16 protein-coding genes and 1 pseudogene are annotated in these 19318 nt (G+C 64.1%); 12 read left to right on the top strand and 5 right to left on the bottom strand.

Annotation, left to right across the window (positions count from 1 at the left end; translation table 11 throughout):
- Positions 1-43: 43 nt before the first annotated feature.
- The 3 genes from AB4Z37_RS28530 (at position 44) to AB4Z37_RS28520 (ending at position 4040) form a co-directional block, all read left to right on the top strand.
- Entirely contained in the window at positions 44-748 is a 705-nt protein-coding gene (locus AB4Z37_RS28530) for a LuxR family transcriptional regulator (protein ID WP_441520095.1), read from the top strand.
- A gap of 410 nt (positions 749-1158) precedes the next feature.
- Positions 1159-1851 carry a hypothetical protein gene (locus AB4Z37_RS28525; protein ID WP_441520094.1) on the top strand — a complete coding sequence of 231 codons (693 nt, stop codon included), beginning with the start codon at positions 1159-1161 and terminating at the stop codon, positions 1849-1851.
- Between the two features lie 284 nt (positions 1852-2135).
- Positions 2136-4040: an autotransporter outer membrane beta-barrel domain-containing protein gene (locus AB4Z37_RS28520; protein ID WP_441520093.1), complete on the top strand. Its 1905-nt coding sequence runs from the start codon at positions 2136-2138 to the stop codon at positions 4038-4040.
- 313 nt (positions 4041-4353) lie between these two features.
- Here the strand turns inward: AB4Z37_RS28520 and AB4Z37_RS28515 are convergent.
- Positions 4354-4464, bottom strand: a pseudogene (locus AB4Z37_RS28515) (DUF2285 domain-containing protein); the annotation flags it as partial.
- A 132-nt stretch (positions 4465-4596) separates the two neighbouring features.
- Between AB4Z37_RS28515 and AB4Z37_RS28510 the strand changes: the two are divergent.
- Positions 4597-5445 carry a hypothetical protein gene (locus AB4Z37_RS28510; protein ID WP_441520092.1) on the top strand — a complete coding sequence of 283 codons (849 nt, stop codon included), beginning with the start codon at positions 4597-4599 and terminating at the stop codon, positions 5443-5445.
- A 2-nt stretch (positions 5446-5447) separates the two neighbouring features.
- Here the strand turns inward: AB4Z37_RS28510 and AB4Z37_RS28505 are convergent, their stop codons facing one another.
- Genes AB4Z37_RS28505 through AB4Z37_RS28495 form a run of 3 tightly spaced genes read right to left on the bottom strand, consistent with a single transcriptional unit; the run spans position 5448 to position 8639 of the window.
- Positions 5448-6401 (bottom strand): glycosyltransferase family 2 protein, encoded by a 954-nt coding sequence (locus tag AB4Z37_RS28505; protein WP_441520091.1) that lies wholly within the window; start codon positions 6399-6401, stop codon positions 5448-5450.
- Positions 6398-7618 (bottom strand): DegT/DnrJ/EryC1/StrS family aminotransferase, encoded by a 1221-nt coding sequence (locus AB4Z37_RS28500; RefSeq protein WP_441520090.1) that lies wholly within the window; start codon positions 7616-7618, stop codon positions 6398-6400. The genes AB4Z37_RS28505 and AB4Z37_RS28500 overlap by 4 nt, the downstream gene beginning before the upstream one ends.
- Entirely contained in the window at positions 7608-8639 is a 1032-nt protein-coding gene (locus AB4Z37_RS28495; RefSeq protein ID WP_441520089.1) for a dTDP-glucose 4,6-dehydratase, read from the bottom strand. Before AB4Z37_RS28495 ends, AB4Z37_RS28500 begins: the two co-directional genes overlap by 11 nt.
- A gap of 292 nt (positions 8640-8931) precedes the next feature.
- Here AB4Z37_RS28495 and AB4Z37_RS28490 point away from each other — a divergent pair, with 292 nt between their 5' ends.
- From AB4Z37_RS28490 to AB4Z37_RS28460, 7 genes are all read left to right on the top strand, one after another.
- Positions 8932-9522 (top strand): class I SAM-dependent methyltransferase, encoded by a 591-nt coding sequence (locus AB4Z37_RS28490; RefSeq protein ID WP_441520088.1) that lies wholly within the window; start codon positions 8932-8934, stop codon positions 9520-9522.
- A 4-nt stretch (positions 9523-9526) separates the two neighbouring features.
- Positions 9527-10003, top strand: a complete 477-nt coding sequence (locus AB4Z37_RS28485) for an acyltransferase (protein ID WP_441520087.1) — start codon at positions 9527-9529, stop codon at positions 10001-10003.
- Entirely contained in the window at positions 10000-10980 is a 981-nt protein-coding gene (locus AB4Z37_RS28480; RefSeq protein ID WP_441520086.1) for a Gfo/Idh/MocA family protein, read from the top strand. Before AB4Z37_RS28485 ends, AB4Z37_RS28480 begins: the two co-directional genes overlap by 4 nt.
- A 4-nt stretch (positions 10981-10984) precedes the next feature.
- A complete protein-coding gene (locus AB4Z37_RS28475) occupies positions 10985-12934 on the top strand; it encodes a hypothetical protein (RefSeq protein ID WP_441520085.1) in 1950 nt (649 codons plus the stop codon).
- A gap of 194 nt (positions 12935-13128) precedes the next feature.
- The gene (locus AB4Z37_RS28470) at positions 13129-15195 is read left to right on the top strand and encodes a ParB/RepB/Spo0J family partition protein (RefSeq protein ID WP_441520084.1); all 2067 of its coding nucleotides are present in this window, start codon (positions 13129-13131) and stop codon (positions 15193-15195) included.
- 133 nt (positions 15196-15328) lie between these two features.
- Positions 15329-15751, top strand: a complete 423-nt coding sequence (locus AB4Z37_RS28465) for a hypothetical protein (protein ID WP_441520083.1) — start codon at positions 15329-15331, stop codon at positions 15749-15751.
- 65 nt (positions 15752-15816) lie between these two features.
- Entirely contained in the window at positions 15817-16308 is a 492-nt protein-coding gene (locus AB4Z37_RS28460; RefSeq protein WP_441520082.1) for a hypothetical protein, read from the top strand.
- 574 nt (positions 16309-16882) lie between these two features.
- Here AB4Z37_RS28460 and AB4Z37_RS28455 read toward each other — a convergent pair.
- Positions 16883-17920: an IS110 family transposase gene (locus AB4Z37_RS28455; protein ID WP_441520081.1), complete on the bottom strand. Its 1038-nt coding sequence runs from the start codon at positions 17918-17920 to the stop codon at positions 16883-16885.
- 843 nt (positions 17921-18763) lie between these two features.
- Here AB4Z37_RS28455 and AB4Z37_RS28450 point away from each other — a divergent pair.
- A complete protein-coding gene (locus AB4Z37_RS28450; RefSeq protein ID WP_441520080.1) occupies positions 18764-19087 on the top strand; it encodes a DUF736 domain-containing protein in 324 nt (107 codons plus the stop codon).
- Positions 19088-19318: the final 231 nt, after the last annotated feature.

The raw sequence follows: 19318 nt of genomic DNA, 5'->3' as shown, positions 1-19318 counted from the left end.
GAGATGGGATTCGCTTTTTTTGAATTAGTTGGTGGGGTCGGAGATGGGGGATGAATTCGCCACAGCACTTGAGGTGTGCGCGACGATCGATGCGGTCAAAGCCTTGTTCAAGCGGCGCATCGCAGCACACGGCTATACAGCCAGCGCGTGCGGTGCTTTCCTGACGACCGATATGGGACCGGAGACGCATTTTTTCTTCCAGGACTGGCCGCCGGACTGGATCGAACTCTATACCCGGCGCAATTTCCTTGCCGCCGACTATATGGTGGCCGAGGCCCGGCGGCGCATTGCGCCCTTCACCTGGCTCGAGGCCAAGGCCGAGCGCACGCTGTCGCGCGCCGAGCAGGAGATTTGGGACACTGCCGCCGAATGGGGCTGGACCGATGGGTTCTCGGTGCCGATCTACGGGCCGGGCGGCTATTTCGGGCTCGTCGCAATGGCGGGCAAGGAGCAGCCCATGCCGCCCGCGCTGCGCCGCGAACTGCACCAGATTGCCTTCCTGACGCATGAGCGCTGCCGCGCCTTGACCGGTCTTGCGCCGGTGGCCGATCCGCAGGCGGTGCTTACCCATCGCGAATTGGAATGCCTGCGCTGGGTGGCGGCCGGAAAGACGGATTTGGAGATCGCTCGCCTGCTCGGCGTATCGCAGACCACAGCGAGGACTCATATCGATCAGGCCCGCCGTAAGCTCGGCGCCAGGACGCGCTCGCAGGCGGTCGCGCGCCTGGTGCTGAGTGGACTGTCATAATCCGCGAGGGAACGGACAGGGATATTTTTGTCACTCCTCCTCGTTTTCGAGGAGAGACGCGGCGCTGGAAACCCGCGACTTTGAGCCGAGATTGTTTGCGGATTTGATTCATTTGGGGGCGTCCATTGCGAAACATCGAGGAGGGAGCGAAGACTATCCGGATTTAGTGGGAAGCAGAGACGCGCGGGCCATGCGGGCGCGGCTGTCGCCGTCCTGCTGGCATCGTCGGCACTCTATTCGGCGCTCGCTGACCCGCAGGCGGCTTCGGTGCGAGATCGACGCGCATGCCGCGCTGGCTTTGACGCGGAAGGCCGCGCTCACCGCCGCATGGTTGTCGCGCTTCACCAAGGCCTCGACGAGCCTCGCCGGACGAGTCGGGCTCAGGATCGCTTTTTGAGGAGGAGCACATTGTGCGCATCGTTCTGAGGCAGGCGGAGAAGCCCGACTGGTCTCAGGAGGTCAGTGGATTTCCTTCGGCCTTCGAGGTCGGCGCAACCGTCGAACTCGCGGGCATCGAGGACAAGTTCAACGTCGCCAAACGGACGATTGTCGTCGACGCCGATGGCGATGCCCGGCTCGACGTAACCCTGAAGAGCGGCCGTCGCTGGTTCACTTGGCTCGATGAGCGCGCCAAGACCAACGATATTCTCTATCCCTTGGCGGGCTTCGTGGTGTTCGCCATCTTGTTTCTGCTGTGCGCCGCGCCGTTATGGTTTCTCGCGCTTGATGCCGAACAGCGCATCGCCTGGGGCGGCTATCTGATCGCCCACGCACTTTGGCCCATCATCATCGGCGTTATTCTGGCGACGCAGATCGTCGCCGGCAGGGCCGAACGCCATGTCGGAAAAGCCCTTGGTTTTGGCATTAGCATGGCCGGTGTGCCACTCGGCGTTGCCATCGCCCTTCTCTGGCGCTGGCTTTTTCTACCCGACACCGTGCCGGAATGGCCCGCCGGCTATGCGCGCCTAGCGCGTTCGTTCTGGGAGAGCACGGGCGCGATGTCCGCCGTGGCCCTGGCCTATGCGCCGCTGGCGACGGCCTTGATCAAATGGGATTGGGTTGTGGTGCTGACGTCCCTCTTGACCCGGAAGAAAGCCGCCTGATCCGATCACTGAGGCGTGCTGGCGACCCGCAACGGGCCGAAACGTCGATCAAGTACGGATTTTTTCGCACGCCTCCTCGTTTTCGAGGAGAGACTTCACCCTCGAAAATCGCGATTTTGATCTGCGTTTTATATGGACTTTGATTCTTGGGGGTGTGAGTGTCGGCAAGGGGGTGGGGAAACGGCTGGCTTGGCCGATTGCTAAAGAACGCGCCGACGACCGCGATCACATCATCCCTTAGCTGCTGTAATCGACTGCGCCGCTGCCGCCTTGGGTGACGCGCGTTGTTTCACGATCAAAGGGGCGAGGCGATGGCTACCTGTTACTATTGCAGTGGCTCCGCGCGCTGCGCGGGGTGCGGCGGAACCGGGGTTCAAGCCGACGGACGGGTGTGCAACCTGTGCGGCGGCAACGGCCGGTGCCAGCATTGCACCAACGGCGTGATGCGCGTTGCGGAAGAAACCGGCCCCCAGCGGATGGCCCTGTCCGCCACACCAAGGTTGGCGAGCCTCACGCGTGCGATCCTTGCATTCGGATATCCCGTCGCCTCCCGCGCGAGGTTAGCCCGTCACCGGCTGCTGGCGATCGCGGTTTCGCTGGTGGCCGGGCTGATGACGGCGACCGGCGCGCAGGCGCAGGTGGTCGGTACGCCGGGTAATACAACGACAACCTCAACAAGCGAATCCATCATCTTCCAAACGCCTGTCACAACGACCGTCACGTCGAATAGCTATTCGACGCAGGTGTTGGGCCGCGTGAACGGCGGCACCGTCTACGACCAGACCTTCGGCGTCGCGGTGAGCAATCCGGCCGTTCAGAGCGCTTTCGGCACGGCCACATTGGCTGTCACCAATGCGGGCGGGCCGGGCGTCGTGATCGCTGCGCCGCATCTCGTCTCCTCGACCACGACGACCTCCAGCAACACGACGACCGTCTATAGCGTTGCTCCCTATAGTGGGGCGGATTTTCTCGTTACGCCTTATGGAAGAGCCCAAGGGATTTCCACCGCTGAAGTGGTAATTGGTCCCGGCAGCACTCTCATCGGCCAACGCACGGTCTGCACCGGCCTTTCGGGACTTCCAGGCGCGACACGCCCCACCTGCGGCGCCGGTACGCCGACGCAATTCACCGTCGTGGGCGGCGAGTTCAACGTAAACGTCAACATCGAAACCGTCTACAGAATCAATCAGACGAACACGACGACGCTGACAAGCCTGTTGTCCGAAATCTGGGCGGTAGACGGCTACGTTCAGTCGATCGGCGTGGTGCATACGGCGGTGCAGTCGGGCGCCTTCGACGCCACCTCCCGCTTCCTGCGCCGCATGGGCGACGAGACGGGCAATGGCTCGAGCGGAACTGGCTTCGGCCCGGCGAAGTTCGGCGGATGGGCGGAGGTCTATGGCGCCACCGCCCGGACCAGCGCCGACGGCGCCATCCCCGGCGACCGCCGCCGGGCTTACGGCCTGGCCGGCGGCTTCAACGCCCTGCTCACCGAAAATCTCGTGCTGGGTTTCGGCATCGACCAGGGCCGCACCGACATCGACCTCGACAGAGCCTTTCAGGAAAGCGGCACGGTCAACCTGACCCAGTTCGGCGTCAACGCCGGCTACCGCTCGGGGCCGTTCTTCGTCAATGCCGCCGCGACCTATGGCGTGGGCGACGCCGACACCACCCATTCTGTCGGCGGCGCGTCCACCGCCAGCTACAACCTTGCCACCTGGGGCGTGCTGGGCGAGACCGGCTACCGCTTCGACCTCGGCGGCCTGTGGCTGACGCCGAGCATCGGCCTCGATTACACCAGCGTTCACAGCGACAGCTTCACCGAGACGGGCGGGCTGGCGCTGGCGGCCAATGGCTATACCGCCGACCGCACCCGCGCCTGGCTCGGCCTCAGGGTCGGCCATAGCTGGCAGATGGCCTCTGGCGGCAGCTTCGATCTTTCCGCCTATGGCCGCGTCGTCGATGTGCTGTCGGGCCAGGACCGGCTGCTGCCCGTCACCTTCGCCGCGACGCCCGGCACACCGATGACCATCACCGGCAACAAGGAAAACCGCGTCGGTTTCGATCTCGGCGTCAAGGCGAGCTACACCATCACCGACAGGACCAGCCTGTTCGCCGGCTATGACGGCGCCTTCCGCGACGGCTTCTCCGCCCATCAAGGCCGCGTCGGGCTGAAGGTGAATTTCTGATCTTCCGCATCTCCAAGCGTTCGCTCTGTCGGGCAAGACCGGGCAGTTGATGAGATAGCGACTGGGAGAACAAGGCGTCCGCAGCCACAGAGTTTTGCCATCTCCGCCATTTCATCATTGGCCGAGCATGACAGCTTCCGCCGGGACGGGCTGGCTCCCGCCGCTCAGACCGCGCAGCCCGCTTGGTTGACGGGCGAGCAGCCGGACGCGCCGCGCACTGAGGCCGGGACGCCCGCGAAGCGGGCGAGCCCGAAGCCTTCGCCGGCTATCGCCTCCTGCTGCACTATCCCATCAAGCCGCGCTGATCGCCGGCTTACAGGCTGCCCCGCTTGGCCTGTTCTAATATCTTCCGATAGCCGCCCTTCGACAGCCATTGCGCGCGGGCGAGATGGCTTTCCCAGCAATGGCGCGTGCGCGCTTCCTCGGCATGTCGGCGCTGCTACGTTTGGCGAGCGGCACGGGCTAACCAGCGTGGAGCATAGATATTCTTGACGGCTAAGGATTTTGCCGCTTTCGTCGATCCAGAGACAAGAACATTGAAATTTGATCGCCGGTCATGCCACAGGACTATTTGACGCCCCGGATCGAATCCGACCTCACCGCCGAGTTCGTGTCGGTGGGCAAGGGCGTTGTGGTCGAACCCGGCGTCACCTTCAAGGGCAAGGATGGGCCGATGCGCAGCATCGTGCTCGGTGATTTTTGCTTTCTGGGCGGCGGCACGAAGGTCGTGGTGCCCGAGTTCCGGCTGGGCGACTATTCCAAACTACACGGCCCCTCGCTGCTGATCGGCGACCTGCCGCTGCGCATCGGCCGCAATTGCTGGATCGGCCAGGGCAGCGTGCTCGACTCTAATGGCGGGCTCGATATCGACGACAATGTCTGCGTCGGTGTCCAGTCGCAATTATTGACTCATGCGCGCTTCGGCGACATCGTCGAAGGCAGCCGCTTCCACTGCACCAGATATATGTATGTTCCGCCGGACGTCTGGTTCGCCGGCCAATGCACCGTGCAACCAGTGAACATCGAGCGGCGGGCGATGGCGCTCGCCGGCTCCGTCGTCACGCACGACATGGTGGAGAACCATGTCTATGCCGGGGTGCCCGCCATCGACATCACCGACAGGATCGGCCCGCAATTCGCCGATGTGACCGTCGAACAGAAGCGCGACAAGCTCACGGAGATTCTCGACGCCTTTCTCGTGAGCCGACCCGAACATGCCGGGCTGATCCGCGTCATTACCGACGAAGGCGATGAGAAGCCGGGCGTGACCAACGTCAACGTCGCCACGCGGACCTATACCCAGACGTTCGGCCGCGCCGAAGTGGATTTCTTCCGGGTGCATGTGCCCATCATCAAGTTCACTCCGAAAGGCGCGCCGCCCTTCGTGGTCCGGGGCGGAGCCTGACTCTACGTTCTGTCGTTCGTCCGCTTCTCGATGACATAGCGCGGGCGCCCCCGGCTTTCGTCCAACGCCCGCCAGATATACTCGCCGAGCACGCCAAGCATGACCATCTGAACGCCGCCGATCAGCAGCACCACCACCATCAGCGACGACCAGCCCTCCACCGGACGGCCCAACGCGGCGTTGGCGACGACGATCGCCGCATAGACGAACCCCAGCGCGGCGGTCAGGAAGCCGAGCGTGGAGATCATCTGCACCGGTCGCACGCTAAAGCCGAGCACCGAGTCCAGGGCCAGCCGGATCCGCTTGCTCATAGTCCAGCCGGACCTGCCGCCGAGGCGCGACTGCTTGTCGTAGAGAATCCTCGCCTGGTCGAAGCCGAGCCAGGCCAGCAACGCTATGATGTTGGTGTTGCGCTCGCCGAGCGAGTTCACCACGTCGATCACTGGCCGCGACACGAGGAAGAAGTCGCTGCCGCCGGCGCCGGGACTGTCGAGACCCGACAGCCGGCGAAACGCAAAATTGAACAAGCGCGAGGTGGCGCGCTCCATCGGTCCCGCAACGGGCGCGCGCTTCTCCGCCCAGACGATGGCCTTGCCCGCCCGCCAGCTCTCCACCAGACACGGGATTTCCTCCGGCGGGTCCTGTCCATCGGCGGCTAGCACGATGGCTGCCTCGCCCTGTGCCTCGGCCAAGCCGCAGATGATCGCAGCGTGCGACCCGCTGTTGCGCGCCAGCCGCACACCGCGAATCCGCGTGTCGCTCCCCGCGAGGCAGCGTATCGTGTCGAAAGTGGCATCGGTTGAATGATCGTCCACGACGATCCATTCCCACGGCAGCCCCAGCCGGTCCATCGCAGTGACCACCCGCTCGTGCAGCGCCGGCAGGTTGCCGGCCTCGTTGAAGGCAGGCATAAGCACCGAAAGGACGGGACGGATGGACGCCTTGGCCTCGTTCATGCCGCGCACACCCGCAACAGGGTCTCGATCACCCGGTCCTGCTCGTCCTCTTTCAGCGCGGGAAACAGGGGGAGTAGGATGTGTCTGTCGCGCCCGCGCTCGCTTTCGGAGAGCGCGGCGCAGGTTTGCGGCGCGCAGGTGCAATCCGCGCCGATGCGCCAGGCGCAGCCCCAGCCGGCCTTCGGCCAAGCCCGCTCCATATGTGCGTTCATCACGCCGCGCCGCACCGCGATGTTTTCGTCCAGCATAAGCTGCATTACCTTGCGCTGGTCGAGGGGGTCGGCGAGGCGCACCGGATAGCTCTGCCAGTTGGAGCGCGCCCAGCCCGGCTCGCTCAGCGGGCGGACCACGTTGCTGCCGGCGAAGGCCGCAGCGTAGCGTGCTGCGAGCGCGCGGCGGCGAGCGACGATGCCCGGCAGGCGCAGCAATTGCTGCCGCCCGATGGCGCCGGCAATGTCCGAGAGCCGCAGGTTGTAGCCGGGCGTCACATATTCCTCGAACATCACGGCAGGGGATTCGTGCCGCGTAACCGCAGAGATCGTCATGCCATGGCTGCGCAGCCGGCGGAGCCGTTCCGCGACCTCGGTGTCGCGGCAGGTGATGATGCCACCTTCGCCGGTGGTGATGGGCTTGCGGGCGTGCAGGGAAAAGCAGGCGATGTCGCCATGCGGCGCCCCTATCCGATGCCATTGCCCGTCGATTTCGATCTCGCTGCCGGCGGCGCAGGCGGCGTCCTCAATCAGATGCAGGCCGAACGACCGGCAGGCGCCGAGAACGGCCGCAAGGTCGCAGGGCATCCCCACCTGATGCACCGCCAGCACCGCTCGCGTGCTGCCGGTGACGAGCGGTGCGATTCCCGCAGGATCGAGATTGAGCGTGTCGGGCGTCACGTCGGCAAAGACTGGCTGCGCCCCGACGGCGTGGATGGCGTTGGCCGTGGCGACGAAGGAATGGCTGACGGTGATGACCTCGTCGCCGGCGCCGATGCCTAGCGCCCGCAGCGCCAATTCGATCGCCGCCGTGCCACTAGATACCGCAACCGCGAAAGGCGCGCCGGTGAAGGCCGCGAACTCATGCTCGAAGGCTTCGACCTCCCGGCCTTGGCTGACCCAGCCCGAGGCGATGACACGCGCCGCGGCGGCGCCCTCCGCCTCGCCGAGATCGGGACGGTGCAGCGGGATGAAAGGATACTCAGCCGGCAAATGCTCAGACGACATGGGAGACCCGCCGTCGCGGCAGCCAGTTATGCTCGATCTCCTCCACCAGTAGCGACACAGGCGAAACTGGACGGCTCGCGTACCATGCGGCCAGCCGCGAAAGACCTTTGGCGAAGGGCGTCGTCGGCAAGTCTCCGAGCAACGCTTTCGCCCGCGCGGTTCCCGCGCACAGGTCGCGGACATCGCCCGGCCGTTCGGCGTCATGCCGGATGTTCACGGGGCGCCCCACGGCGCGGCTGACCTCCTGCGCCACATCGAGAATGCTGCGCGCCGCGCCGCTGCCGAGATTAATTGTCTCGCCCGCCGCCGCCTCGCAGCGTGCCGCCAGCGCGATCATGGCGGCGGTATCGTCCACATAGTTGAAATCGCGGGTCTGCAAGCCGTCCCCGAAAACGATCAGCGGCTTGCCCGTCAGCGCGCGCAGCATGAATTTCGGGATCACTTCGCCGGCGTCGCCTTCGTGATGGCAGCAAGGACCGTAGGCGTTGAAAGGCCGCAGGATCGTCACGCTCATGCCGCCCGCATCGTGAAAGGTTCGCGCATAGGCTTCGCCCGCGAGCTTGGCCGCGCCATAGACGGTGGTCGGGCGGGTCGGATGGACCTCGGACATCGGCACGGTCCGAGCCGTGCCATAGACCTCGCTGGTCGAGACATGGATGAAGCGCGGAACGCCGGCCTGCCGCGCCGCTTCCAGCAGCATCAGTGTGCCGGTGGCATTGACCGCATGGTTTTCCTCGGGCGCATGAAGGGAATGCCGCACCCCGAGGCAGGCGAGATGGAATACCGCTTTAGCGCCCGCAAGCTCGGATGCGAACAGATGGGGGGAGCGGATGTCGGCTTCAACCAGGCGGAGTTGCACCGACGCGATGCCGGCAAGGTTCTCACGCTTGCCGTTGACGAGATTGTCGATGACGACGATCCGCTCGCCGCCGTGTGCAAGATGCGCAACCAGCGCCGAGCCGATGAAGCCCGCTCCTCCAGTTACAACCACATGATTGCGTTGACCCATCGAAAACAACATGCCCCAGACACATACCGAGTTGTTCCCACATACCAACGGCCTCATCCCCGCGAAAGCGAAAGAAGGCCGCACCATCGACGAACGTTGAGGGAAGGTACGAGGCGCGAGGGCCTGATCGGCCGAGATCCGCTCAGAACCTTACCTCTTGCCCGAGGCTAAAATAGATTGATCCAACTTTTGAACCAAGATTAAAAGACGAAGAAACCGGATTTCTTTTGATTCAAGAGTGGCTTGTCGACTCATTCACAATTCATATCCTACAAGACATAGGTGCCGGCATAGGGGGAGCGTTTTGAGACATATCCTGGAACCGGCGCTGCACGAACTCAGCCAGACCGTGCTGGCACCTGGTGCGCGGACGCATGTCCGCGAGCGGCTGGGGCGGCTGATCGGTGGTGACGCGACCCCGGATTCGATCTTGGCGCTGGATGTCGGCTGCGGCTATTTCTCGCCCCTCGCGGCTTTCGGCTGCGAGGTCACAGGGCTCGACATCGACGCCGGCCGCATCCGGCATTTCGGGCCGCGCGGCATCGTGGGTTCAGCCACCAGCCTGTCCTTCGCCGACGGGCATTTTGATATTGTCCTAAGCATCGGTCTTTTACACCATCTGGACGATGCCGACGCCCGACGCGCCATCGGCGAGATGCGGCGCGTGGCGCGCCTCGGCGGCCAAATCGTGATTTTCGACGCTGTGCTGCCCGAAACGGCCTGGCGGCGGCCGCTCGCCGCTGCGATCCGCACGCTCGACTTCGGCGCCCATATGCGCGGTCAGGCTGCGTTGAGGATGTTGTTCGATGCTTCGGACTGGCGCTGCGAGCGCGTCACCTACGCCGCGACCGGGCTCGAAGGCGTGTGGTTCCTGTCCCGCGGCGGGGAGGAGTAGCGCCATGCCCGTTGCTGGCAACGTCGTCCTGGGTCAAGGAGTGACAATCGCGCACCCCGAATTGGTCAACCTCTATGGCTGCACCATCGGCGAAGGCACGTCCATCGGCCCGTTCGTCGAAATTCAGAAGGACGCCACTGTCGGGCGGCTGTGCAAGATTTCGTCGCACAGCTTCATCTGCTCGGGCGTCACGCTCGGCGACGAGGTGTTCGTCGGCCATGGGGTCATGTTCATCAACGACCGGGCGCCACGCGCCACGGTCGAGGGCCGCCGGGCCAGCGACGGCGACTGGCGCCTCGAAACGACCCTGGTCGAGGATGGCGCCTCCATCGGCAGCGGTGCGATCATCCTGTGCGGGCTCACGATCGGGCGCGGCGCGATGGTGGGTGCAGGCGCCGTCGTCACGGGCGATGTGGCCGCCGGCGCGGTGGTAGCCGGCGTAGCGGCGCGACTGGTGCGGCGTGGGGAGCAGTCGGAATGATCGGGATGGCGGTCGTCGGCTATGGCTACTGGGGGCAGAAGCTGGCGCGCAACGTCGCGGGACAGAATCGCGCGCGGCTCGTGGCGATCGCGGAGCCGAACGCGGCGCGCGGCGATCGCGCCCGGCACGATCATCCGGTCGCGCTGATCGAAGGCGACGCGCTTGCCGCTGTCACCGCACCGGGGGTCGAAGCGGTAGTGATCGCAACACCGCCGGCGCAGCATCGGGCCGTGGCGCTCGCCGCCATCGCCGCCGGCAAGAATGTTCTGATCGAGAAGCCCTGCGGCGCCAGTCTCGACGACGCGCGCGCCATCGTCGCGGCGGCGCAGGCGCGCGGCCTGGTGCTGATGGTCGATCACACCTTCATTTACGCACCGGCGGTCGAGGCGCTGGCGCAGGCCGTCGGCGAGTTGGGCGATCTCGTTTATGTGGAGAGTACCCGCACTAATCTTGCTCGGTTCGACTCGGCGGCGGGCGTGGTGCGCGACCTCGCCATCCATGATCTCGCCATTCTCGATCATGTGCTCGGCCGAACGGCGCGTCTCGTCACAGCGCGCGGCCGGACGCCGCCCGGCGAACACGAGGATTTCGCTTTTCTCACCCTCGACTATGCGGGCCTGCCGGCGCATCTGCATGTCGATTGCCTATCGCCAGTCAAAATCCGCCGCATCACCATCGGCGGCACGCGCGGCACGGTGATCTTCGACGATGTGGAGCCGGTGGAGAAGATCCGGCTTTATCGCCGGGGCGATATGTCCGCAGCCGAATTGCGCGCCGGCTTGCGCTCGGGCGAAATCGCAAGCCCGCCGGTGTCGAGCGCAGAACCTCTGGCCCGGTGTGTCGCGCATTTCATCGATTGCATCGCCGACGGCCGCCGCCCCCTGACGGACGGCGCGAGCGCGCTGCGCCTGCTGTCGGTCGTCGAGGATGCCGAGCGGCAACTGACTGCGGCAAGTCCGCGCCATCAGCCGGGCTGATGTCATGGAGCGGCCGGGCCTCCTGCGGCGACTGACGGTATCCGCTTTGGCTCGGTCGCGGCTACTGTGGCTCGTAACGCTCGCCGTGGCCGCGATCGTCGTCCTTCAATACACCGCCCCCGTCGCCGACGGAGACCTGTTCTTCCACCTGAAATACGCCGAGCAGATGCTGGCGCGCGGCACTCTGGTTCCCGACCACACGCTCTATTCGTGGATGCCGTCGGACAACAACACGATCTATTGCACCTGGCTCAGTGACCTTGTGCTCTATGGTCTGTATCGGGTCGGCGGCCTCGGTCTGTTGATGGCCTTCCGCTATGCCTGCATCGCCGCCTGCGCCACCATGCTGGCCTTCTTCGCGCGGCGGCGTGGTCTGAAGTTGTCGGTGCCGCTGCTGGCGACAATCGCTCTCAGCCTGATGGCAGATAGCGCCGGCAGCATGGTCAAATCCGAAATCTTCTCGTTGGTCGCGATCCACGCGCTGGTCTTCGGCTACCTGATGGCGCGCGACGCCGACCGCGCCGGACGCGATCCGTTGCACTGGTTCCTTGCCTTGCCGGCCATCGTTCTGGTCTGGGTGAACGCGCATGGCGGCTTCATCTTCGCTGCGCCGTTCCTCGCGGCGATCTTCGTGGCCGAACTCGCGTTGCGCTGGCGCGCGCCGTCGGCCGCCCTGTCGCGCCGGGGCTTCCGAGCCCTGTTTCTCGCGCTGCTGCTATGCGCCGTGGCGATCTTTCTGACGCCCTATGGCTGGCACTACCCTGCCCAGCTCGTCGCCGACATCTTCCACACCGGCCCGCGCGTCGGCGAAGCCTGGAATAACGCCTATCAATCCCCGCTCGCCTTGCCATGGTCCAGTTTCGCCGAGTTCGGTGTGTTGATGGCGCTGGCGCTGACCGCGTTGCTGGCGCTGACAGTCGTTTGGCGTGAGCGCCGCGCGCTTGACTGGCAATTGCTGCTGGCGACCATCGCATATATGCCGCTCTACCTCGCTTACGTGCGCACCACCTTCTATGTCGCGGTGCTGTTCGGCTTCCTTGGCATTGCTCTGCTGGAAACGCTGCGCGCCGGCGCTTCGCCGGGCAAATCCGGGCGGCTTTCACCGGCGCTGGCGCCGGGCGGCGGCCTCGCGCTACTGGTCGCGGCCTCGTTCGTCAGCCTCGAAACCTCGCGCATCAACGACAAGGGCGCTTGGATCGGCTTCGGCATCGGCTATGTCAACCCGGTGGTCGAGGCGGATTTTCTGGCCGCATCGCGGCTCGGCCCTCGCCTTTACAATATCTTCGACGCCGGCAGCTATCTGCTCTGGCGGCTCGCCCCCGGATACAAGGTGATGATCGACACCCGCTTTTTTCCCTACAAGGGGTGGTTCGACGAGCTGTACGCCTTCTCGACCGGCCGGGATTTCGAGGGTTTCACGGCGAAATATCCCGGCGATACGGCGGTGATCGACCTCGACCGCCCTCAGCTCTGGCGGCATTTCCTGTTGTCGAAGCAATGGCGGTTGATCTTCTTCGGCCCGACCTCGGCAGTATTCGCAAAAGCCGATGTCACGGACGACCAGTTCCCGCATGATTTCGCGCCGGACCGCTTTGACCATCTGCGTAACGGCGTGGTGGCGCTCAACCTGTTCGATTTTGCGCTGGTGATCGGCGATTACGCCACCGCCTGGAAGGTGCTCGATCAGGCCGAGCGGATGGCGGTCCAGATCGACGGCGACAGACTGCGCTATGCGCTCGCCATCCGCGATGGATACAGGGCGTTGGCAAAAGGCGACTACGACGCGGCGGCGAAGGCTTTCGCTGTCGAACGGTTCCGGTCCGTTCGGGGCTGGCGGGAGGAGTCGGTCACCAAGCTGCTCGGGGACAGGGCGGCTGCGCAAGCCGCAGGCGACGCCGCTGCGTTCACGAAATACGACGCGGCGCTGCGCGAGTTGTCGCTGCCGATGTCCTGAGCATCTTGGAGATCGGCCTGCTTAGGGCCAGCCCTCGGCGCACTTCGGAGTGGGCTTCCGCCCAGCTTCGGTCGCTGCGCTCCCTGCAGCCGGTTCCCCGCGAAGCCACCCCTCCGTTTGCACACCCGGTCTCGGCGACGGCCAGGGTTGCAGCGCAGCGCTGCGCTTCAACCCAAGCCCATTGGAGAGCGACCATGACCGCGAATGCAAACACCGCCCCGACCGCCGAGAATGGCGCAACGGCTTTCATCCCTCTCAACAAGCTCAGGAGGCATCCGAAGAACGCCCGGAAGACCCCGCACAGCGAGGCGTCTATCGAGGCGAAGGCAGCGAGCATCGCCGCCAAGGGGATGCTGCAAAACCTTGTGGTGGAGCCGGAGCACGATGGCGAAGGCGAGCCGACCGGCTTCTATCTCGTCACCATCGGTGAAGGCCGCAGGTTGGCGCAGTTGCTGCGCGTGAAGCGGAAACAGATCAAGAAGACCGAGCCGATCCGCTGCGTCGTCGACACGACGAACGACCCCGCCGAGATCAGCCTTGATGAGAACGTGACGCGTGAAAACCTCCATCCTGCCGACGAGTTCGAGCGCTTCCGCGAGCTTGCGGAAATGCGTGGATGGGGAGCGGAGGAAATTGCCGCTCGCTTCGGCGTGAGCGCGCATGTGGTGAAGCAGCGGCTTCGCCTCGGCGCTGTCAGTCCCAAGCTGATGCAGGTCTATCGCGATGGCGATTTGACCTTGGACCAGTTGATGGCCTTCGCGATTACCGAGGATCACGCACGGCAGGAGCAGGTTTACGAGAATCTGTCCCACAACCGCGAGCCGTGGATCATCCGCCGCGATCTGACCAAGACCAATGTCGCGGCGACGGATCGGCGCGCGATTTTTGTCGGTGCGCAGGCCTATACCGAGGCAGGCGGCAACATCATCCGCGACCTGTTCACCGAGGATCGCGGCGGCTTCTACGAAGACGCCGCGCTGCTGGACCGGCTTGTCATCGACAAGCTGGAGCGGATCGCATCGCAAGTGCAGGAGGCGGAAGGCTGGAAATGGGTTTCGGTCCATATCGACTATCCGCATGGGAATGGCATGCGCCGCGTCTATCCGCATCCGGTCGAGCTTTCCGAGCAAGATGAAGCAGCATACGCCGCCGCACAGGAGGAATATGACCGCCTGTCGTCAGAGTATGAGGGCGCGGACGAGCTTCCCGACGATGTGGACGCGCGTTTTGGGGAGCTTGAAGCCGAGATCGAGCGCATCGATGCTTTGCGTCACGCTTACGATCCAGACGAGATCGCGCGCGGCGGCATGTTCGTCGTGCTGAGCCATGACGGGACGGCTCGCATCGAGCGCGGCTTCATCCGCGCCGAGGACGAGAGGCCCGAACCGGAAGCCGAGGACGGCGCAACCATCATCGACGGCGTTCGCGTCAACGGTGATGGCGAGATAATCGGGGATGACGAGGACGACGACCACGTTTCCACGCTCGAGGCCGAGGATGAGGAAGCGGAGGAAGACGGCAAGCCGCTCTCCGATCTTCTGGTCCGGGACCTGACCGCGCACCGGACGCTTGGCCTTCGCCTTGCGCTTGGCGAGCAGCCGGACATGGCCTTGATCGCCGTCACCCATGCGCTTGCCGCGCAGACCTTCTATCGCGGGGTGGACGCAACCTGCCTCGAAGTCCGCCCGACCTCCGCGCATCTTGGCGGGCACGCGGACGGCATCGAGGATATGGCGGCGGGCAAGGCGCTGGCGGATCGTCATGCGGGATGGGCGGCGGACATGCCGCGCGACGTGGCGGACCTGTGGGGCTTCATCGCCGGGCTGGATCAGGCGAGCATCATGGTGCTGTTCGCGCATTGCGCTTCGCTGACCGTGAACGCTGTAAAGCTCCCATGGGAGCGCAAGCCCCGCGCCCATGAGACGGCGGACAGGCTGGCGACGGCGGTTGCCCTCGACATGACGGCGCACTGGACGACCACGGCGCGAACCTATCTCGGTCGCGTCACTAAGGCGCACATCCTCGCTGCCGTGCGGGAGGCGCTTGGCGACGAGGCGGCAGACCGGATCGCGGACTTGAAAAAGCAACCGATGGCGGAAGCTGCCGAGCAGTTGCTTGCCGGGACCGGCTGGCTCCCGCCGCTCATGCGGACCGCGCAGCCCGCTTGGTTGACGGACGAGCAGCCGGACGCGCCGCGCACTGAGGCTGGGGACGCCCACGAGGTGGGCGAGCCCGAAGCCTTCGCCGCTGCGGCGGAGTGACGACCGGCCGGGATCGCGTCAGCGGTCCCGGCCTTCCTGCCTCTCAACTTCCAAAAAATCGCGGTCGCGCGGGGATTGCCCCGCGCGACCGACCGATGACCGCGATGGTCATCGGCATCAGGAGGATGTTGCGATGATTGCGCTCATGGTGATGGCCGTCGCGCTGGTTGCCGGCTTCTGTGTCCTGGCCTACACGCTCGCCATCTATGCGTTGCCCTTCTTGCTTGGTGTGGAGGCGGCGCGTCTGGCCTACGCCACCGGCTCCGGCCTGATCGGCGCAGGACTGGTCGGCCTTGTGGCCGCTGCCGCCGCTTATGGGCTGCTGGTCGTGCTGTTCATGGCGGTGCGCCCGCCGATCCTACGGCTCGCCGTGGCGCTCGTCTTCGCCGCGCCCGCTGCCGTCGCCGGCTATGCGCTGGTCCATGGCGTAACGCGCGAGTCCGTGCCATCCGAGGTCTGGCGGCAAGTCTTCTGCGTTCTTGGCGGCGGCTTGGTTGGCGTGTCGGCGTTGGCGCGACTTCTCGCAACTGTGCGATTGATCGATCAAAGCGCGTGAACCGCATGGCAACTGGCTCTATTGTCTCGGCGCTCAAGAATTTTTGAAATCAATAGAAAGATGCCATGTTCAAGAGTGCGCTCAACCTGACTGACCCCGACCCCTATTTTGCCGGAACCGCAGGATTTGTCGGGAGCACGCTTCTGGACCTGCACAAGGACATGCGCGCGTTCGAGCTTCCGGAGGCCGTGCCCGAAAGCGTGCGCCGAGCGCACAATGCGGTTCGACACGCCTATGTCTACGCCTATTTCTCGTATGATCTTTTGACCTTGGCAGCCAGCCAGACATTTCCCTGTTTGGAGTTGGCCCTACGCGAGCGCATCGGGCATCAATTTGCTGGCAGGATGGATAAGAAGGGAAAGCCTCGTCCGGCGATGCTCGACGAACTGTTGCGGGTGGCCAAGGAACAGAATTTGATCCTTTCCGAGATCGAGCATCTGAGCCGAATGCGCAATATGTTTGCCCATGGCAGCGACACTGTTCTTAATCCGCCGTTGTTTCTAATCCCGTTTGAGATCGTCACGAATATTATTCGAGAACTCTACACCCCTCGATAGCCGAGAATCTTCGACAGTTCCTTTGCCTCGGATGACGTTGCCCTTCTCTAATCGGCGTGGTGAGGTCAAGCACTTTCGAGCTTTCCGCCTGCGTGACGTTTAATGTATTGATTGGCCTTCACATTTCCCTTCAATAATCGTCAGAATCCTTTTCCCGGTCGCGCCGAAAGACTGATGCGGTTCAATCTCCGGGACATCCTGATAGCCTGGCAGGCGGATCGGATAGCGAACGCGGCGAACTCACATCATCCTCGCCCGCAAGGGACGCCTTTCCGCCGTCAGGCGGAACCTCATATGACGCCCGCAGTGCGTCGCGGGTCGTCGTCGCCCGTCGCACGGCCGACGTAATTTTCATTTTGCAGCATTCAACATCCTTCGCGGCCCGCGCTTCTCTCCGGGATCGGCATCAAAAGCCCTCCCACCATGGGATAAGAAGAACGATGTGGTCCAATCTTCGGGGCATCCTGATCGCGTATCGCGCAACCGGAATAGGGCAACGCCCGAACTCACATCATCCATCGTCCGCGAGGGACGTCTTCCGCCGCTAAGCGGAACTCTGCCTTCCCCGAAGGGATCAGGCATTCACAGGGGCATCATCCCGCGTCCAGCGGAACTCGGTGCCGTCAACCCATATCCGATGCAGGATGACCGCCAGCCGACGCGCGACCGCAACGATAGCTTTCCTGCCGCTGCTTCGTTTGGCGACATTCATGCCCCATGCTTTCAGCCATGACCATTTCGTCACCCGCGACAACAAGACCTGCGCGGCCTCAAATAGCAGGGTGCGCATCATCGCGTCGCCGCATAGCGAGATCCGGCCTATTCGACGGCTCTCGCCCGATTGATTGAGCACCGGCGCCAAGCCCAGAACCGCCCCCACAGCGCGCGAGTTTCTGAAGCGCGCGGGAATGTCAATCGTCGAGGCATAGGCCAATGCCACAATAGCACCAACGCCAGGAACCGACATGAGCCGTCGGCAAACCGGATCGGCTTTCGAAACCTGACGAACCTTCCGGTCCAGCTTCCCAAATTCATCGCGCAGGCTCTGCCGTGCGGCGAGTAGTGGTTCGAGTATTTCGCCCAGCTCTGGCATCCCCTCAATGAGTTCCCGGATACGTTCCTCGTATTTGCCCGCACCTACAGCACCAACCTTGAGGCCGAAGTTGCGCAACAGCCCACGAATGTCGTTCTCGATTGCTATCACCTTGCCCTGCAAAAGCGTTCGGGCCGTCAGGAGAGCGCGGCGCTTCTGGCTTGTCAGCGTCTTCACATGCACCGGGCGGAACAAATTCACCCGCATCATCTGCGCGATGCCGCGAGCGTCATTGCGGTCGCTCTTATTGGGCTGCGCCTTCAGAAAGGCTTTCGTGTGCCGCGTCTCGATGCAGATCACCGGCAGCCCCGCCTTGGCCAATCCATCGAACAACCATTGCGACATCGGGCCTGCTTCAAGCCCGGCGCGCTCAAGTGGCACCTGAAGACCATGCAGAAGATCAACGAGATCGTCGGGGTGCGAGACCACCTTCTGTTCCCGGAAAATGTTACCCTTCTCATCGACAATGCAAACAGAGGTCTCTTTCACAGAGACATCGAGACCGGCATAATATTTCATGCTGCGCTTCCTTTCCTGATGCTTGTGGCTGTCCAGTGCAGACCACGTATTACCATCAGCTCGAAGCGCAGCACCTCCTTTCAACGGTCGAAGATGGGCGCGAAGCCGATTATCCCATCTTCGGGCCGTGCTCTCGGCTGCGCCGGAACCACGCCCACGGGCGCGTTTCCGCCATTCGGCTTCGATCACTAACGCAAAGAGGCGCTGTGCCATTTCTCCGGAGCCCTGCGGGGCGGCGCATCTCGTGCTTCGCCTTGCATCACCGTGCAACGGACTCATGCGTTGGGTCGCTTCCTCATCGTAACCGACATTGCGGGTCGAGCCGCATGGAATGCCGGATCATTCAGCAAGCAGAGAAGTGCTTGACATCGTGCGAGCGCCTCCCTTCCAGATACACCAATCACGGCGCCGCCGGCGGCGAGCAAAGATCGGGAGGTCACGCGCGCGAGTCTCGGCTCGGCAGAGATCGTCACCTCGCTTGGCATCTATGATCACGGTGGCGATGACGCATCTCGATTCAGCCGGGCTGTCCCGCATCAACTGGCGCATACACCGGCGCCGCCATTGCCGTGTTCTTCCCGATTTCCCAGTCAGCCGCCCCTAAGGCGTCCTCGATCGGCATGGGTCTGACCGAAGACCGGCTTCGCCTCGCTCGTCCCCCGCAACGGCCGCCGACAGCTTTTTTCCGCTGCCTTCGGCTTTGCATCGCGAGGCAAAAAAGCTGTCGCCTGCCGCCTTCCACTTCGTTCCAGCCCTGACGGGTGCAGGGCCGATCGTCCCCGGTCGCACGACCCGCATCGAGGTCGCGATAGGCGCGGCCCGATCGAAAAAAGGAACACGGCAGTGGCGATCATCGGCACCTTCACCAAGAACGAGAACGGCTCGGCCGGCTTCACCGGCTCGGTCAAAACCCTGACCCTCAACGTCAAGGCCAAGTTCGTCCCCACCGAGGGCGAAAGCGAGCGCGGCCCCGATTTTCGCATCATCGCCGGCAACAGCGTTGAGTTCGGCGCAGCCTGGAAGAAAACCGCCCGCGAGACGCAGCGCGAATATCTCTCCGTCAAGCTGGATGATCCGAGCTTCCCGGCGCCGATCTACACCAGCCTGGTCGAAGCCGAGGACGGCGAAGGTCACAATCTCATCTGGTCCCGCCGTACCGGCGACTGAGGCCGGAACCCCAAGGAGCCCCGCTCACCCGAGCGGGGCTCCGTCATGCTCATGGCCGCACCGCCTTTCAGGGGAATAGGGAATCAGGATGTGGGTGTTGACGGCTTTCAGGCTTTACAGATCCTGATCGATGTCTCTCGCCCGGCTCCCGCTGGCGCTCACGCCGGACAGCGTGCTTAGGGCCAGCCCTCGGCGCACTTCGGAGTGGGCTTCCGCCCAGCTTCGGTCGCT

Origin of the sequence: Bradyrhizobium sp. 2TAF24 (assembly GCF_052115025.1) — a bacterium.
In the GTDB taxonomy this organism is placed as follows: domain Bacteria; phylum Pseudomonadota; class Alphaproteobacteria; order Rhizobiales; family Xanthobacteraceae; genus Bradyrhizobium_A.
Note: the sequence above shows the minus strand (reverse complement) of the source record. Positions and strands in the feature narration are given on the sequence as shown.

Coding starts and splice junctions, on each gene's coding strand:
- AB4Z37_RS28500 (WP_441520090.1), bottom strand. CDS start 7,618: ATGTCGTCTGAGCATTTGCCGGCTGAGTATCCTTTCATCCCGCTGCAC.
- AB4Z37_RS28510 (WP_441520092.1), top strand. CDS start 4,597: ATGCCACAGGACTATTTGACGCCCCGGATCGAATCCGACCTCACCGCC.
- AB4Z37_RS28485 (WP_441520087.1), top strand. CDS start 9,527: ATGCCCGTTGCTGGCAACGTCGTCCTGGGTCAAGGAGTGACAATCGCG.
- AB4Z37_RS28505 (WP_441520091.1), bottom strand. CDS start 6,401: ATGAACGAGGCCAAGGCGTCCATCCGTCCCGTCCTTTCGGTGCTTATG.
- AB4Z37_RS28460 (WP_441520082.1), top strand. CDS start 15,817: ATGTTCAAGAGTGCGCTCAACCTGACTGACCCCGACCCCTATTTTGCC.
- AB4Z37_RS28465 (WP_441520083.1), top strand. CDS start 15,329: ATGATTGCGCTCATGGTGATGGCCGTCGCGCTGGTTGCCGGCTTCTGT.
- AB4Z37_RS28475 (WP_441520085.1), top strand. CDS start 10,985: ATGGAGCGGCCGGGCCTCCTGCGGCGACTGACGGTATCCGCTTTGGCT.
- AB4Z37_RS28530 (WP_441520095.1), top strand. CDS start 44: ATGGGGGATGAATTCGCCACAGCACTTGAGGTGTGCGCGACGATCGAT.
- AB4Z37_RS28455 (WP_441520081.1), bottom strand. CDS start 17,920: ATGAAATATTATGCCGGTCTCGATGTCTCTGTGAAAGAGACCTCTGTT.
- AB4Z37_RS28480 (WP_441520086.1), top strand. CDS start 10,000: ATGATCGGGATGGCGGTCGTCGGCTATGGCTACTGGGGGCAGAAGCTG.
- AB4Z37_RS28495 (WP_441520089.1), bottom strand. CDS start 8,639: ATGTTGTTTTCGATGGGTCAACGCAATCATGTGGTTGTAACTGGAGGA.
- AB4Z37_RS28470 (WP_441520084.1), top strand. CDS start 13,129: ATGACCGCGAATGCAAACACCGCCCCGACCGCCGAGAATGGCGCAACG.